12 protein-coding genes are annotated in these 14646 nt (G+C 68.2%); 2 read left to right on the top strand and 10 right to left on the bottom strand.

From position 1 onward, the window contains the following. Nucleotides 1-73: 73 nt before the first annotated feature. The 8 genes from JWS14_RS12495 to JWS14_RS12465 form a co-directional block, all read right to left on the bottom strand. Complete coding sequence (locus JWS14_RS12495; RefSeq protein WP_206013346.1) at nucleotides 74-1081, bottom strand: NAD(P)H-dependent glycerol-3-phosphate dehydrogenase; 1008 nt, start codon at nucleotides 1079-1081, stop codon at nucleotides 74-76. 118 nt (nucleotides 1082-1199) lie between these two features. Next, nucleotides 1200-2516: an HNH endonuclease gene (locus JWS14_RS12490; protein WP_420855113.1), complete on the bottom strand. Its 1317-nt coding sequence runs from the start codon at nucleotides 2514-2516 to the stop codon at nucleotides 1200-1202. Nucleotides 2517-2912: 396 nt separating this feature from the next. Then, the gene (locus tag JWS14_RS50030; protein WP_241031329.1) at nucleotides 2913-3461 is read right to left on the bottom strand and encodes a helicase-associated domain-containing protein; all 549 of its coding nucleotides are present in this window, start codon (nucleotides 3459-3461) and stop codon (nucleotides 2913-2915) included. Next, the gene (locus JWS14_RS50025) at nucleotides 3362-4093 is read right to left on the bottom strand and encodes a hypothetical protein (RefSeq protein ID WP_241031328.1); all 732 of its coding nucleotides are present in this window, start codon (nucleotides 4091-4093) and stop codon (nucleotides 3362-3364) included. Before JWS14_RS50025 ends, JWS14_RS50030 begins: the two co-directional genes overlap by 100 nt. Nucleotides 4094-4107: 14 nt before the next feature. Then, nucleotides 4108-4584, bottom strand: a complete 477-nt coding sequence (locus JWS14_RS50020) for a calcium-binding protein (protein WP_241031327.1) — start codon at nucleotides 4582-4584, stop codon at nucleotides 4108-4110. Nucleotides 4585-4723: 139 nt separating this feature from the next. After that, nucleotides 4724-6082: an MFS transporter gene (locus JWS14_RS12475; protein ID WP_206013344.1), complete on the bottom strand. Its 1359-nt coding sequence runs from the start codon at nucleotides 6080-6082 to the stop codon at nucleotides 4724-4726. Nucleotides 6083-6132: 50 nt separating this feature from the next. Continuing rightward, the gene (locus JWS14_RS12470) at nucleotides 6133-6519 is read right to left on the bottom strand and encodes a carboxymuconolactone decarboxylase family protein (protein ID WP_072946305.1); all 387 of its coding nucleotides are present in this window, start codon (nucleotides 6517-6519) and stop codon (nucleotides 6133-6135) included. A 152-nt stretch (nucleotides 6520-6671) separates the two neighbouring features. After that, on the bottom strand, nucleotides 6672-7676 hold the full coding sequence (locus tag JWS14_RS12465; protein WP_206013342.1) for an AraC family transcriptional regulator: 1005 nt from the start codon (nucleotides 7674-7676) through the stop codon (nucleotides 6672-6674). Nucleotides 7677-7837: 161 nt separating this feature from the next. Between JWS14_RS12465 and JWS14_RS12460 the strand changes: the two genes are divergently transcribed. Next, the gene (locus JWS14_RS12460) at nucleotides 7838-8890 is read left to right on the top strand and encodes a beta-keto acid cleavage family enzyme (protein WP_072943797.1); all 1053 of its coding nucleotides are present in this window, start codon (nucleotides 7838-7840) and stop codon (nucleotides 8888-8890) included. Between the two features lie 18 nt (nucleotides 8891-8908). Here JWS14_RS12460 and JWS14_RS12455 read toward each other — a convergent pair whose 3' ends face one another. Then, nucleotides 8909-9745, bottom strand: coding sequence for a class I SAM-dependent methyltransferase (locus JWS14_RS12455; RefSeq protein ID WP_206013340.1), 837 nt, complete (start codon nucleotides 9743-9745; stop codon nucleotides 8909-8911). Between the two features lie 103 nt (nucleotides 9746-9848). Next, complete coding sequence (locus tag JWS14_RS12450) at nucleotides 9849-12551, bottom strand: helix-turn-helix transcriptional regulator (RefSeq protein WP_206013338.1); 2703 nt, start codon at nucleotides 12549-12551, stop codon at nucleotides 9849-9851. Nucleotides 12552-12673: 122 nt separating this feature from the next. On the opposite strand from JWS14_RS12450, the gene JWS14_RS12445 reads away from it, so the two are divergent. After that, nucleotides 12674-14605, top strand: a complete 1932-nt coding sequence (locus JWS14_RS12445) for a 2-oxoacid:acceptor oxidoreductase subunit alpha (protein WP_206013336.1) — start codon at nucleotides 12674-12676, stop codon at nucleotides 14603-14605. The last annotated feature ends 41 nt before the right edge of the window (nucleotides 14606-14646 follow it).

The following is a 14646-nucleotide window of genomic DNA, read 5'->3' as shown; positions in this document are numbered from 1 at the left end:
GAGTCTGCCCCAGTTTTCTAGGAGATTGCTTAGAAACGTCTAGATAGTGCTACTTCCGGTTGCAGTTGTGCGATCACGCCACCTCGTCCTCACTGCCGGCAGCGACTTTCCGCAGGCCACGGTAGGCGCCTTCCGGCGTCTGCCGTCCGGCGACGACCGCCTCGACCTCCGCGGCGATGGGCATGTCCACGTTGTAGTCGCGGGCCAACTCCATCACGGTGGGGGCGGTCTTGACGCCCTCGGCCACCTGCCCCAGCTTGGCGACAGCCTCCTCGACGGTCATGCCGCGGGCAATGAACTCGCCCACCCGCCGGTTGCGGGAACTCGGGCTCATACACGTGGCGATGAGGTCTCCGACCCCGGTGAGCCCGGCGAACGTCCGCGGGTTCGCGCCCATCGCCTCACCCAGCCGGGTCATCTCGGCCAGCCCGCGTGCGAGGACCATCGCGCGCGTGTTGTCGCCGACATCCAGCCCATCGGCCATCCCCGACGCGATGGCCACGATGTTCTTCAGCACACCGCCGAGTTCGCAGCCCAGCACATCGGTGTTCCGGTACACGCGGAACACCGCCGACGCGAACAACGGCTGCAACGCGGTCGCCACCCGCACGTCCTGGGTGGCGACGACCGACGCCGCCGCAAGTCCGTCGACGATCTCCCGCGCAATATTGGGACCGGCGAGAAGCCCGACCGGATGCCCCGGCAGGCACTCGGCGATCACCTCGGTGGGCCGCAACCGTGTTCCCGGCTCCAGCCCCTTCGCCAGCGACAAGACCGGCACCCACGCCCGCACCTCGTTGGCGATCTGAGTAAGCGTGCTGCGGACCGCGTGCGACGGCACCCCGACCACGAGAACGTCGGCTTCCTGCGCCGCTTCCACCAGGTCGGCCGTCGAGCGCATTGAGTCGGGGAGTGCCCGCTCGCCGAGGTAGCGGGAGTTGCGATGCGCGGTATTGATCTCGTCCGCGGTATCCGAATTCCGCGCCCACAGCAGGGTCGGTGTGTTGTGGGCGGCGAGACCGGCCACCGTCGTTCCCCACGAACCGGCGCCGAGCACGACGACGCGCACCGGCCGGGCCATTACCGATCACTCATCGACTTGATGCTGTCCATGGTCTCAAGCGTGGCACTTGTGAAGCGTTCACGAAGCTGATTCGGCAAGTCCCGGCGGTCGGTGTCGTCCAGGCGTGATCGCGCTGTCACGACGCACGCACGTGTGCGATGAGCACCGCCTCGACCTCGGATTGCCGCGCGGCGGCCGGGAGTGGTGGTGCCGCAGATCGGTAGTGGTGCCCGGTCGGGGTGCCCAGGTCGACGAGGTGGGTGCGGCCGGGTCTGTGGACGGGGCGGGCCGTCCAACCGTCGCCTTCCTTCGCGTAGTTGCACGCCTCGCAGAGGCCGGATCCGTTGTCCGCCGTCGTGGCACCCCGCCGCCGCCGTGAGCGGATGTGGTCGTGGTGTCGGATCGGCGCGTCACACCACGGGGTGCGGCACGTCTGATCCCGCAGATCGATCAGTTTTCGCAGACCTTTCGGGAACGTACGGGACTGCGATTCCATCGCCGTCAACGACCCCGACTGCGGGCACGAATACACGCGCTGCAACGACGTCTCGGTGTCATCATCGAGGGCGTCGGCCACCAGCTGTCGCGCGATCCCGGCCGGCACCGGCCCGAACCCCTGAAGCTGCGCCGCCTCGTGGCCGCCTGCCAGCAGCGTCTCGTCCGAGAGCACCAGGTTCACCGTCACCGGCACACCCGACGCCACCGACGCTCCGGTGCCGCGTTCGAACAACAAGTCCACCATCAGCTGATTTCGGCTGAGACCCCGCCCCTTTCCGGTCGCGATGAGACTGTCCGCATCCCGACCCAGCGTGGCCTGCAGGCACACCGCTTGCTCCACCGGCATCAGCGCACTCAGATAGGCCATCGAATCCGGGGCCGGACGGGTCGTGACCCGACGCTCGGACACGGCCTTGCGATGCCGCCGGACGACCGAGGCGGCGTCGAGTTCGACCGCCAGGGCCTTGGCCCGCGCGATCAGACCGCGGTCGCCGACGCCGTCGAGTGTTGCTGGGTCCGAACATAACTGACGATCGACGATAGCCCGATCGGTCGCGGACAGGCAGGCTGTCTCCCGGACCAACAGAGTGGCTCGCCATTCGTTCAGCCGACCGGTCTGCAGCATGGCCAACGTATGGGGCATTTCGTGCACCAGCGCCTGCGCGAACCCCAGATGCCGGCCGCCCCGGTTCGGGGATTCTCTGCGCGCCAGCGCAATCTGCGACGCGATACCCCGACCCCACTCGGATCGTGGACGTTTCCGAGCCCTGCGGTCCGCACGGATGCTCGTCGCGACATCGTCGGTGATCACCGCCTGTACCGCGCACCCGACCGATTTCAACGTCTCGATCGCATCGAGCAGGTCGATGCCCAACCCCGGATCCCCACTCGCCGCCTCGGCGCATTGCAGTCGCGCCGTGAATGTGCGCAATTCCTCGAGAAGCATTGCCCCCACAACCAACCTCCCCCAAGGTCATTCGAATATACGTTCGATTGTAGCTGGAGACGCGAGGCAGGGCAATACCCGAATCGCAGGCGCTGCCCCCGCGGAGGGGCAGGCGCTGACCGTCGGCCCACGCGGATGCCCTTGTCGGCGAGGAATTGGCGGGCTCTACCCGGAACACCGAAGAGGGCGGTCATCCGGGTCAAGAGCCGGGTCATGGTCCGCAACGGTGCCGACGAGGGATGCGAGAACAAGGGCTTCGACATGTACTGCAACCAATTTCGGATTCCACTTCGACCACATCGACTCCGTCCACATCGACTGGATCTGACTACTAGTCGATTCGGCCACCGGTCGCCGGCGCAGGCCGCCGCCCGGCCCTGTGTGTCGCGGCGTTGACGTCTTCGGTCAGGGGGTGTTCGGCCTGGGCAGGGCGTAGCCGAGTTTGTGTAGGGCCCTGCGGAACTTCGGTTCGTGTTCGACGGGGACCGCGAGGTGGCGGTCGCCGATCGGACGGCACAGTGTGCGGAGTGCGCGGTCGCGGGTGATGAGCGCAGCGAGTGCGGCATCGGTGCATTCGATCACCCGGGCGTGGCCGTGGTCGGTGAGCTGGGTGGCTCGGCGGGTGACGTCGTCGATGACGGTCCGCAGCGTGCCGGGCAGCTCATGGTCGGTGCGCGCGGCGAGGAAGGTAGTGAGGTCCTCGAGGTGGTGGCCACCGTCGATCGCGGCCAGCAGGCTCGCGGCGGAGAGGGTCCAGACCCGGTCCGCGGTGTGCTCGGCGTAGCCGGACAGCAGTAGCTGATCGCCGGGGGACAGGGTTCCAGTGGCGACGATGTCGAGGTTGGGCAGGACCTTCAGAACCCGGGGTGGAGGTAGTCGAGGTCGAGCAGGCCCAGCGTGCCGGCGTACTCGAACAGCACCGCCATCGTGTAGCGGCCCTCGAGGATCTCCCACCGGTGGTAACCGTCGTAGCCGAGACTGCCGTACTGCGGGTCGACGAGATAGAGCTTCCACAGTGCGCGCTCGCTGCGTGCGACGTTGGGGCTCATGCCTTTCCGTCGCATTGCCGTGAACAGTGAATCCATGCCGATCCACTCTCCGGGTGGGCAGCCGGCCAAAGCTGCAGCGACGGTCTGCCGGCGGGTCCGGGCCGAGGTGAGGACGTTGTGTGCGCGCTGACCCTTGATCTGTTCGATTCGGCTGAACTCGTCGATCACCGCGTGGGTGAGCCAGCGCCGCCACAGTTGGGAGATGGCCTCGGCCGCCGGCCGACGCAGGGCGGTACGGCCCTTCGGGGTCAGCCGCAGGCGCCCGCTCTCGATCGTGGCGAGCCCACCGGCCTGGATGATCAGCGGCCACGCGAACGACGCGATCGGGTCGTCGAGGTAGAAGTCGCCGTGCGCGAGCTGTGAGCCCACGGCAGCGACCGTCGCCGCGGAGGGGCGGTGGGTCTTCTCGCTGCACCGCAATTCACCGGCCGCGCAGAGGTGCAGCACCGTGTGCAGATTCGATATGGCCTCCTGTTCGGTCATTCGTATCCGGTGCTCCCCGGTCGCGCTCGGGGGTGCGGTGTCGCCGGTGTTCATGCTCGTGTCCTCACCTATCTCAGCCAGTGGCGGTATGCCTCGATCCACTCGGCACCGTCGGGTGGCGGTGCCGGCAACGGCAGGTCGAGAATTCGAAGGCGTTGTCGTGACCGGCCGCGGGTGCAGATCACAACGATGTGGTCGTCGATCAGGTCGATGCCGGACACGGTGACCTGGGCACCGAGCACACGGGTGTGGAACGGCAGGTCGAGGTTCTCGTGGAGCATGGTGTAAAAGCCGGTGACGCATTCGCTGTCGTTGTAGCAGTCGATCGTCGCCTCCGCGACCATGGCCTCCAGTGCGTCGCGGTTGGGTGATCTCACGGCGACGAGGATAGCCCGAAGCAACCCGGAGTCGGACTCGCGTTCCCGCTGCTGCCGGGTTCGCGGCGCGCGCTGGGGGTGTTCGCGTTGCCCGATGACCTGCGGATCCTCGACCTGGATGATCCGGTGGAGTTGGTGCCTCCAGCGCTTCGTGATGTAACCGGTCACGGGTGCGCGGTCCGGTGTTTCGCCAGCTGGTGGTCCAGGGCGCGGGACCGGCCAGTGCATCGTCGAGGTGTATGACATTCGGCAAGTCCCGGCGGCGGCTGCCACCGGGACTTGCCGAGTTGATGTGGTCCGGCGAGACCTAGACCTTCGCCGCGGCGGCGGCGCTCTGCGCCGCGAGCTTCGCGAGCCCGGCCGGGTACATCCGCTTGCCGAGGAACAGGGCCACGATCGCCAGCACGTACACCAGCGGTGCCAGCTGCAGTGCGCCGAGCAGGCCGAGGCGGTCGGCGAGGATGCCGATGACGAAGGGTCCGGTGGCCAGGCCGAGGACGTTGTTGGTCACGGTCAGGCTGCCGAGGGCCGAGGCCCGCACCGACTGGTGGGTCAAACCCGCGACCATGGCGGCGGTGGGGCCGGACGAGCCGGCAGCGAAGAAGGCGCCGATACCCAGCAGAATCAGCTGGGATGCACCGGTTTCCAGCTGGAGTGCGATTCCGAGCGAGACCAGCGAGATCGTGCAGTAGGTGATCGCGCTGGTCCACTTCGCGGCCGCGTTGTTGCGTCCGACCCGGTCTGTGATCATGCCGCAGACGATCATGCCGATGGCGATCAGCAACACGAACCCCGACGCGACGGCACCGGCCTTGTCCGGGGCCATGCCGTAGTAGCGGTTGAAGTAGCTCGGGGCCCAGGCGAGCAGCACGGCCGCGTTGAACATCTGCAGTCCGCCGCCGAGGTACGCGCACCACACGGTCGGGTTGGTGAACAGTGTCGACACCGGGACGCGGATCGCGGGTTCGTCGGGGCGGGCGGATTCGGAGGTGTCGTCGGTCGCGGCGTGCTCGGCCAGGCGGCGTTCGGTGACAATCGTGCGGAATGCCAGGACCAGGATGAGTCCGAGGACCGCCATTGCGGCGAACGACCAGCGCCAGCTCAGGTGTACGGCGATGACCGCGCCGAGCGAGACGCCGACGACCGAGCCGAAGGAACCGCCGGCCATGAACGCGCCGCTGAGTGTGGAGTGGACCCGTGGCGCGAAGACGCTGAGAACCACGGCGATTCCGACACTTCCGTACGCGGCCTCGCCGACACCGACGAGGAAGCGCGCGGCGAGCATCTGCTCGTAGCTGGAGGCGATCGCGCACAGCAGGGTCGCGACACTCCACAGCGTGGCCATAAGCACCAGGGACTTCACGCGCCCCCATCGGTCGGCCAGCAGGGACAGCGGGAGGGTGAGCAGCCCGACCATCAGCGCGACGATGCTGGTGAGGGATGCGAGCTGGGAATCCGTCAGTGCCCAGTCGGCCTTCAGGAACGGGAAGACCGCACTGAGAACCTGGCGGGACATGTAGTCGGAGAGCAGCAACGCGAACGCGAGGGCGAAAACGAGCCAGGGGTAGAACGAGGAGCGTCGGGTGCGGCGGTCGGCGGTCGGCACGGAACTCGACGGGGCGGCGACTGCGATCTCGAGTTCGGACGTGGTGGGATTCGGTCCCATGGATGCTCCTGAGGGTGCGGGTGGAGAGGGAGAGAGTGTGGGAGCGGCGTTCAGTGTGCCGGGCGCCGGGACTCGTACGCGTCGAGTTCCTCCGCGAGGATCGGCACGCCGAGGTTGCAGGCGTGGATCCCGAGGACGCTCACCATCTCGAGGACGGTGAGGATCTCCTCCTTGGACACACCGAGTTCGAGTGCGGCCCGGATGTGCCTGCGCACTCCCGGCGCGTACATGTGGGTGGCGGCGGCATCGATGGCAATGCTGAGCAGTTCGACGAACTCGGGCGTGAACACCCCACGCTGCACGGGAGTGGCGTTCATGGCCATGAACTGCTCGGTCCACTCCGGATCCCACTGGGACAAGGTGTCCCACAGAGGATTCCAGCTTCCCGCACTCTTCATTCGGTCGAGTGTCGGGGTGGGTATCGGCTCAGCGGTCATGGCGGCTCGTTTCACGGAGAACGAATCGGGTGTGATGCGGGCTACGGCCCGACCCGATAGTGGCCTGCATCACGCTACGTGGCCGGTGAGGTGATTAGTTGCCCCTACGGGACGGAATTCTTTGCATTTCGGGACATCGGTCGCACGGCCACCTATCCCGTGGTTTGTTTGCGCCACTCGCGAGGACTCATGCCGAACTGCTGATGGAACCACCGGGAGAAACTGCTCGGCGTCGAGAAGGCGAGCATCTCGGAGATTTCCGTCAACGAGTAGCGCCGCCCGGTGACCATGCGTTTCGCGAGTTCGGCGCGGGTGGAGTCGAGGACCGAGGTGAAGGTCTCTCCCGATTTCGCGAGGTGCCGATGCACCGTCCGGCGGTCGACGCCGAGGCTGCGGGCGACCTGCTCGATCGAGCAGCGCCCGCTCGGCAGCAGCAGTTCGACGAGTTCGCGCACGCGATTGGTGAGGGTGGGTTCCTCTGGCGTGGTGAGCGTGTCGAGGATCTGTTGCGCATAGGACCGCAGCAGCGGGTCGGACAATCTGTTCGGCTCGTCCAGATCGCCTGTGTAGACCAGGATTCCGGAGTACTCGCCGTCGAAGTGGAGTGGCGCGCCGAAAACCTGCCGGTGCGTCGAGTCGTCGGCCGGTCGTCCGTGTTCGAAGCTGACGGACACCGGATGCCACCGCTCGCCCAGCAGCTGCCGCAACAGCTGGTGGGTCACCGCGACCGCCAGTTCGACGGACTGCCGCACCGGCACGGGTTCGCCGGGGTCGAAGCGGATTCGTATCGTCGCGACGCCGTCGCGCTCGGAGAGCCGGATGTGCAGCGCTTCGTTGTACGTGTGCTGGAAGCGGATCAGCATCCGGAGTGCGCTTCGCGCGTCGGGCTCGTCCCGGATGCCGACGCTCAGTGGGCCGAGGGTGGACAGGCGCCGCCGCTCGGCCAGCTTCAGGGCGAAGTCCTGGCGACCCGACGTCGCCGCGGACAACTCCAGCAGACGGGCGACCGACGACGCGGGCACCCAGCGGTCCTGCAGGTCCAGCCCGGCCGGGTCGAGTCCGACGCTCGTCAGCAGCTTCACCGGGTCGAGTGAGAGTGTGCGGCCCAGTTCGACGAAGCCGGTCAGCGCGGCATACCGGGCGAGGGGCTTGGCCATTCGCGTCACCTTCCGTCGCAGGCGTCCCACTCGGCCGGGGTGTCCCGAACAGGAAACAAATATGTCCCGTCAGGGTAAGTCTGGATGGCATCCCGTGGCTACCGTTATGTCAGCTGAGTCACAGTCCCGCCGTCCGCAATCTTTTCGAACGGAGAACACCCATGCATTTCCACGACGACGCCCTCTTCCCCGAGAACCAGGAGAAGTTGGTCATCACGTGTGCCCCGTACGGTCCGGAGTGGGAGCCGGACGACTTCCGCGAGGACCTGCCGCTGACGATGGACGAGCACGTGCAGAAGGCGGTGGACTGCTACGAGGCCGGCGCCACCGTGCTGCACATCCACGTCCGTGAACTCGACGGCAAGGGCTCCAAGCGGCTGTCGAAGTTCAACGAACTGCTCGCCGGACTGCGGCAGGCGGTGCCGGAGATGATCCTGCAGGTCGGCGGTTCCATCTCGTTCGCCCCCGAGGGTGAGGGTGCGGACGCGAAGTGGCTCTCCGACGACACCCGGCACATGCTCGCCGACCTCGATCCGGCACCGGATCAGGTGACGATCGCGATCAACACCTCGCAGATGAACATCATGGAGTTGATGACCGCCGACGACATCGCGGGCACCTCGATGCAGCGGCCCGAGCTGGCCGAGGCGTACCGGGAGATGACGGTCCCGGCCGGTCCGGCGTGGGTGGAGGAGCATCTGCGTCGTCTGCAGGCGGCCGGGATCCAGCCGCATTTCCAGCTGTCGAGCATTCCGCAGCTCGAGACGGTGGAGCGGTTGATCCGGCGTGGGGTGTACACCGGTCCGCTGAATTTGACCTGGGTCGGTATCGGTGGCGGCTTCGACGGCCCGAATCCGTACAACATCATGAATTTCGTGCAGCGGGTGCCGGACGGTGCGTGCCTGACCCTCGAGACGTTGATGCGCAGTGTGCTGCCGGTCAACGCGATGGCGATCGCGATGGGTCTGCATCCGCGGTGCGGGAACGAGGACACGATCTGGGGTCGCAAGGGCGAGAAGATGACGTCGGTCGCGCAGGTCGAGCAGTTGGTCCGGGTGGCCGGGGAGCTGGGCCGGGAGGTGGCCACCGGTAAGGAGGCCCGCGACATCTACCGGATCGGTCAGACCTACGCCGATGCCGACGAGACCCTCGCCAAGCTCGGTTACGCCCCGAACCGCCGTCCCGGCCAGGTCGGCTTCACCCAGCACGCCTGACCGGCGCGTGGTTGCTCGCTACCACTTCCGCGCGGTGAGCAGGAGGTACTCCCAGTTCATCACGGTGCTGCCGGTGCCGTGGTCGAAACGCCGTGCAAGGTCGGCGAGTTCGTGGTCCAGCTCGGCCACCCGGGCGGGGTCGTCGGCGATGTACCGGTACACCGCGATGGTCGGACCGTAGCGGGTCTTGAAGTAGTCGCGGAAGTCTTCGGGTGTCCGGAACTGATCGATGCGGACGGTGTGCCGCGTTGCCACGACGTCGGTCACCCGATGGCCGAACAACGCCCGGACGTGGTCCTCGCGACCCCACAGCGGCGGCGGCTGCGCGCCGGGAGGGGGCGGGGGTGCGTACGGTTTCATCGTCGCGAACATCTGACCGATGAACCCCTCGGGGGTCCAGCTGAGCAGTCCGATCGTCCCGCCCGGCCGGCAGACACGGACGAGTTCGTCCGCGCTCTCCTGATGGTGCGGGGCGAACATGACGCCGACACAGGACATCACGGTGTCGAATTCGTTGTCGGCGAACGGCATGGCCTCGGCGTCCGCTTCGCGCCACTCGACCTCGGCGCCGAGTTCGGCGGCCCGGCGGCGTCCGGCGTCGAACAGTTCCGGGGTGAGGTCACCGGCGACGACGCTCGCACCGGACAGCGCCGCGGGGATGGCGGCGTTGCCGGAACCGGCCGCGACGTCGAGGACACGGTCGCCGGGCCTGACCCGGCTCGCCCGGACCAGGGCGGGGCCGAGGCCGGCGATGATGTCGGTGGCCAGGGCGGGGTAGTCGCCGAGGGCCCACATGGCGCGGTGTTTGGTCTTCAGGTCGCGGTCGGCTCGTACTGCGTCGATCGTGTCATCCATCTCGGTACTCCGGTGGGTCGGCTTCATCGGTCGAGATCCAGCCTGGCCGGTCGGCGGTGCCCGGGACAGGCACCCTCGGGGTGGGTTCCCGCCACCCGGGACGTCAGTCCTGGTCGCGGAACTGCGCCGCGAGTTCGCTGCGTGAGCGGATGCCGAGCTTCGCGTAGACGCGGGTCAGGTGGTACTGCACGGTCTTGACGGACAGGAACAGCTCGCCTGCGGCCTCCTTGTTGCTGGCTCCGCCGGCGACGAGTTCGGTCACCGCCCGTTCCTGCGGGGTCAGTTCCTCGAGCGTGAACCTGCTGCGCTTGACGTTGAGGCCGCCGGCCTTCAGTTCGCGGTCGCACCGCTGCACGTAGGAGGCGGCGCCGAGCGCGGAATACCCTTCCCGTGCGGCCTGCATGACGGCGTCGGCTTCGCGTCGTTTGCCTGCCCGGCGCAGGGTCTGGCCGTACGCGAAGTTCACCCGGGCGCGGTCGTAGGGGAGGGGCAGGGTGTCGAGTTGGGTCAGCGCGTTCTCGAACACGTCCCTGGCGGTGTCGATGTCGCCGCGCGCACCGGCGATGCGACCGCGGGCGTAGCCGAGACGCGCCATCGCGGACCGGTGCCCGCGTTCCGCGGCCCGCTCCTCGTGCGGGGTGAGGAAGGCGTCCGCGTCGTCGACGTGCCCGGCCATCACGAGCGCGTTCGCGTAGACGTCGGGCCACTGCCAGAACCCGGGCTCGTCGACGCCCTCGCGGGGTTCCAGGCGGGTGAGGGGCTCCAGCGCCCTGATGACGGCGGCGTAGTCGGCCTCCACTTCGGCGCACTGGGCGCGCGCCAGTGAGGACGGGATGAACATCATCGGGTAGTCGTGCGAACTCGCGGCGGCGAGCCGGAGATGCTCGTGCGCCGCGGGCCAGTTCCCGCGCAGCGCGTGCGTCTGCGCGCCGGTCCAATGGACGAGGGGCCGGAGGAGGTCGAGCGTGGCGTCCTCGAGTTGGTGCGCGGCACGGTCGACGGTGGCGATGGCGCCGTTCCAATCGCCGAGCGCGAATTGTGTTCGCGCCAGCCAGGCTTGCGCCCACAGCGAGATGCGGGTGGAGCCCATCCGGAAGGCCGTCGGCACGGCACTCTCGAGTTCCTGGCGTGCCGATTCGGGATCGTCCAGCGCCAGGTCGAGCCAGCCCCGGGCCATGTCGAAACGCTGGGACTGGGCGCCGAGGGCGATCTTCGCGGACAGTGTGTCGTAGTGTGCCCGCGCCTCCGCGATCCGGCCGGTGGCGGCGAGTCCGAGCCCCATGATCGCCGCTGATTCGACGGCCGACGGATCAGCCGAATCGACGAGAGCGACTGCCCGGGAACCCCATTCGACGAGGTCTGGTCCGTGCCAGCGGGCCAGCGAGTCGAGGACGCGCCGCTGGCAGATCAAGGCGGCGGTGGCCGGATCGGTCTCCGAGTCGCAAGCGGTCCAGGACTGGGTGAGCAGTGCATCGGCCTCCGCGCGACGGCCGCGTTGGATCGCGAGGTAGCCGAGCACGGCGTCGCGCAACGGGCTCTCCGGGAAACTCTCGATCTCCGGAGCGAAAGCCACTGCCTGGGACAGATTTCCGGTGCCGAGGAGGGCGTCGACGGCACGAATCAGCCGCTGCTCGCGTTCCCCCCGGTCCGCGGTGAGGCGGCTCGACTTGATCAGTGCGTCTGCGACCGCCGACCACGCCCCGACCGTCGCCCTGCTCGCGGAGTAGCGGTCGAGTTCGTCCGCGAGCGCCGGGTCGGCGAACGGGGCGGCCGCGGCGCGGTGGTCCAGGCGTCTGCCCTCGTCCTCGACGATCCGCGCGGCGTGATCGTGCAGGTCGCGCCGTCGGATCGGCCCGAGGCTGTGGTACACGGCGGCGCGGGTGAGTGGCGACGGGAAGGTCAGCACGGTCACGCCGCGGTGCTCACCGGCGGTGAGGAGGCCGGCCCGGTGAAGTTCGTCGAGCGCGTCCACCGGGTGTTCGATGCCGGCGAGTGCGGCGGCGTCGGCGAATCTCGGATCCCCGGCCAGGACTGCGGCCGCTTCGACGAGCGCCCGGGCCTGCGGGGAGGCCTCCGACAGCAGCGACCGTACTTTCGCCGCGAACGTGTGCGGCACCGGGAGGACCGCCTGCCAGCGTCCCCACAGAACAGGATCGACCTCCTGGAGGAGTTGCGTGAGGTGCCGCGGATTCCCGGCCGTGTGCTGCACCAGTTGGTGCGCGACCGGGGTGGGAAGGTCGACGTGCGCGAGGCTGCTCGCGAGGGCGCGAGTGTCGGACGCATCGAGTGGGCGGACGCGAACCCGATGCCTGCTGTGCCGGTCGAGAACATCGAGGACGTCCGCGGGAACACCGTCGGGCGGATCCGGGTTCGTGACGAGAACGATCACGGCCGGGCGGTCGAGCAGCTGCACGGCGGAGGTCAGCGACTGCAGCGACGCCAGATCTGCCCAGTGCGCGTCGTCGACCACGACGACGAACGGCGTGTCACCGGCGCGCGGAGCCGCCGCCGTGACGAATTCACGGGCGACGTCGAGAGGTTCCTGCGCCGTGACGGCCGCACCCAGTAGCTGTTCGGCGACTCCGAAGGGGCGGCTCGACGCCCACGGGGCACACACCGCGGAGAACGCGGGCACGTCGGAATGCGCGGCGAGGAAGTGTTCCACCAGAGTGGTCTTGCCGATGCCCGGCACACCTTCGACGACCACGACGACGGGCACACCCTGGGCGGTCTCGTGCAGGGCCGCCTCGAGTTCGGCGAGCTCGCGGGAACGTCCGACGAACTCGATATTCCCTGGGTCACTCACGTCACTCACCGTATCGCGACGCGCTATTTCGGCGTCTTCCTGGCGAAAATTGGGAACGCTTGTAACGTGAGGTGAGAAGCTGCTGGTCAGAGCGAACACGAGTCGAAGGATTCGGTGAATTCATGACGGAGGCGAACTCCACGAAGCTGGAGCGGGTGGCGATCCGCTTTGCCGGAGACTCGGGTGACGGTATGCAGTTGACCGGCGACCGGTTCACGTCGGAGGCGGCGGCGTTCGGCAACGACCTCGCCACCCAGCCCAACTTCCCCGCCGAGATCCGGGCGCCGCAGGGCACCCTGCCCGGGGTGTCGTCGTTTCAGATCCAGATCGCGGACTACGACATTCTCACGGCCGGAGACCGCCCGGACGTCCTGGTCGCCATGAATCCGGCGGCGTTGAAGGCGAACGTGGCCGATCTGCCGCGCGGCGGCATGATCATCGTGAACACCGACGAGTTCACCAAGCGCAATCTCGCGAAGGTCGGTTACGCCACGAGCCCGCTCGACGACGACTCCCTCGAGGACTACGTGGTGCATCCGGTGGCGATGTCGACGCTGACGTCGGGCGCGGTGGAACCGGCCGGGCTGAGCCGGAAGGACGGCGAGCGGGCGAAGAACATGTTCGCGCTCGGGCTGCTGTCCTGGATGTACAACCGCCCCACCCACGGCATCGGGCGGTTCCTGCAGACCAAGTTCGCGGAGAAGCCGCAGATCGCGGAGGGCAACCTGCTCGCGTTCAAGGCCGGGTGGAACTACGGGGAGACGACGGAGAGTTTCGCGACGACGTACGAGGTGTCGGCGGCGACGCTCCCACCGGCCACGTACCGCCAGGTCACCGGGAACACGGCCCTCGCCTACGGGGTGGTGACCGCGGGGCAGCTGGCGTCGCGGGACGTCTTCCTCGGCACCTACCCGATCACCCCGGCGTCGGACATCCTGCACGAGCTGAGCAAGCACCGGAATCTCGGCGTCACCACGTTCCAGGCGGAGGACGAGATCGCCGGGATCGGCGCGGCGCTGGGCGCGTCGATCGGCGGTGCGCTCGGGGTGACGAGCACGTCCGGGCCTGGGCTGGCGCTCAAGAGCGAAGCGATCGGGCTGGCGGTGATGACGGAGGTTCCGCTGCTCGTCATCGACGTCCAGCGTGGCGGCCCGTCCACCGGTCTTCCGACGAAGACGGAGCAGTCGGACCTGTTGCAGGCGATGTACGGGCGCAACGGCGAGTCGCCTGTGGCCGTGATCGCACCGTGCTCACCCGCGGACTGTTTCGATGCCGCGGTCGAGGCCGCCCGGATCGCGTTCACGTACCGCACCCCGGTGCTGTTGCTGTCGGACGGTGCGATCGCGAACGGAAGTGAACCGTGGGCCGTCCCGGACGTGTCCGCACTGGACCGGATCGATCCCGGTGTCGACACGGCACCGCCGGTGGACGGCGAGTTCGCACCGTACGTCCGCGACCGGGAGACGCTCGCGCGTGCCATGGCGCTGCCGGGAACTCCCGGGCTCGAACACCGCATCGGCGGTCTGGAGAAGGCCGACGGCAGCGGCGACATCTCCTACGATCCCGCCAACCACGACCTGATGGTCCGGTTGCGCCAGGCCAAGATCGACGGAATCACCGTTCCCGACGCCGTCGTCGACGACCCGTCGGGGGAGGCCGACCTGCTGCTCGTCGGGTGGGGAAGTTCGTACGGGCCCATCGGCGAGGCCTGCAGGCGTGCTCGCCGAGAGGGCAAGAAGGTGGCCCACGTGCACGTGCGCAACCTGAACCCACTGCCCGCGAACCTCGGTGCGGTGCTGCGCAGTTACGCGACCGTCGTCGCCCCGGAGATGAATCTGGGACAACTCGCGATGATCCTCCGCTCACGGTTCCTCGTCGACGTGCAGTCGGTGACCAAGGTGAAGGGCCTCGCGTTCCTCGGCGACGAACTGCACGAGGTGATCGACTCCGCGCTGGCCGGGACGTTGCGGGAGCACGAACTCGCGAAGACGTCCGACGCGCTCGCGTCGGCGACCTATCGATCGACCGGACCCCGGCAGGAGGAGTCGGCGTGACCGCGCAGCGTAGCGCGCATGCCCGGTCCTTCGGGGCCGTG

Origin of the sequence: Rhodococcus koreensis, assembly GCF_017068375.1 — a bacterium.
GTDB lineage: Bacteria > Actinomycetota > Actinomycetes > Mycobacteriales > Mycobacteriaceae > Rhodococcus_F > Rhodococcus_F koreensis.
Note: the sequence above shows the minus strand (reverse complement) of the source record. Positions and strands in the feature narration are given on the sequence as shown.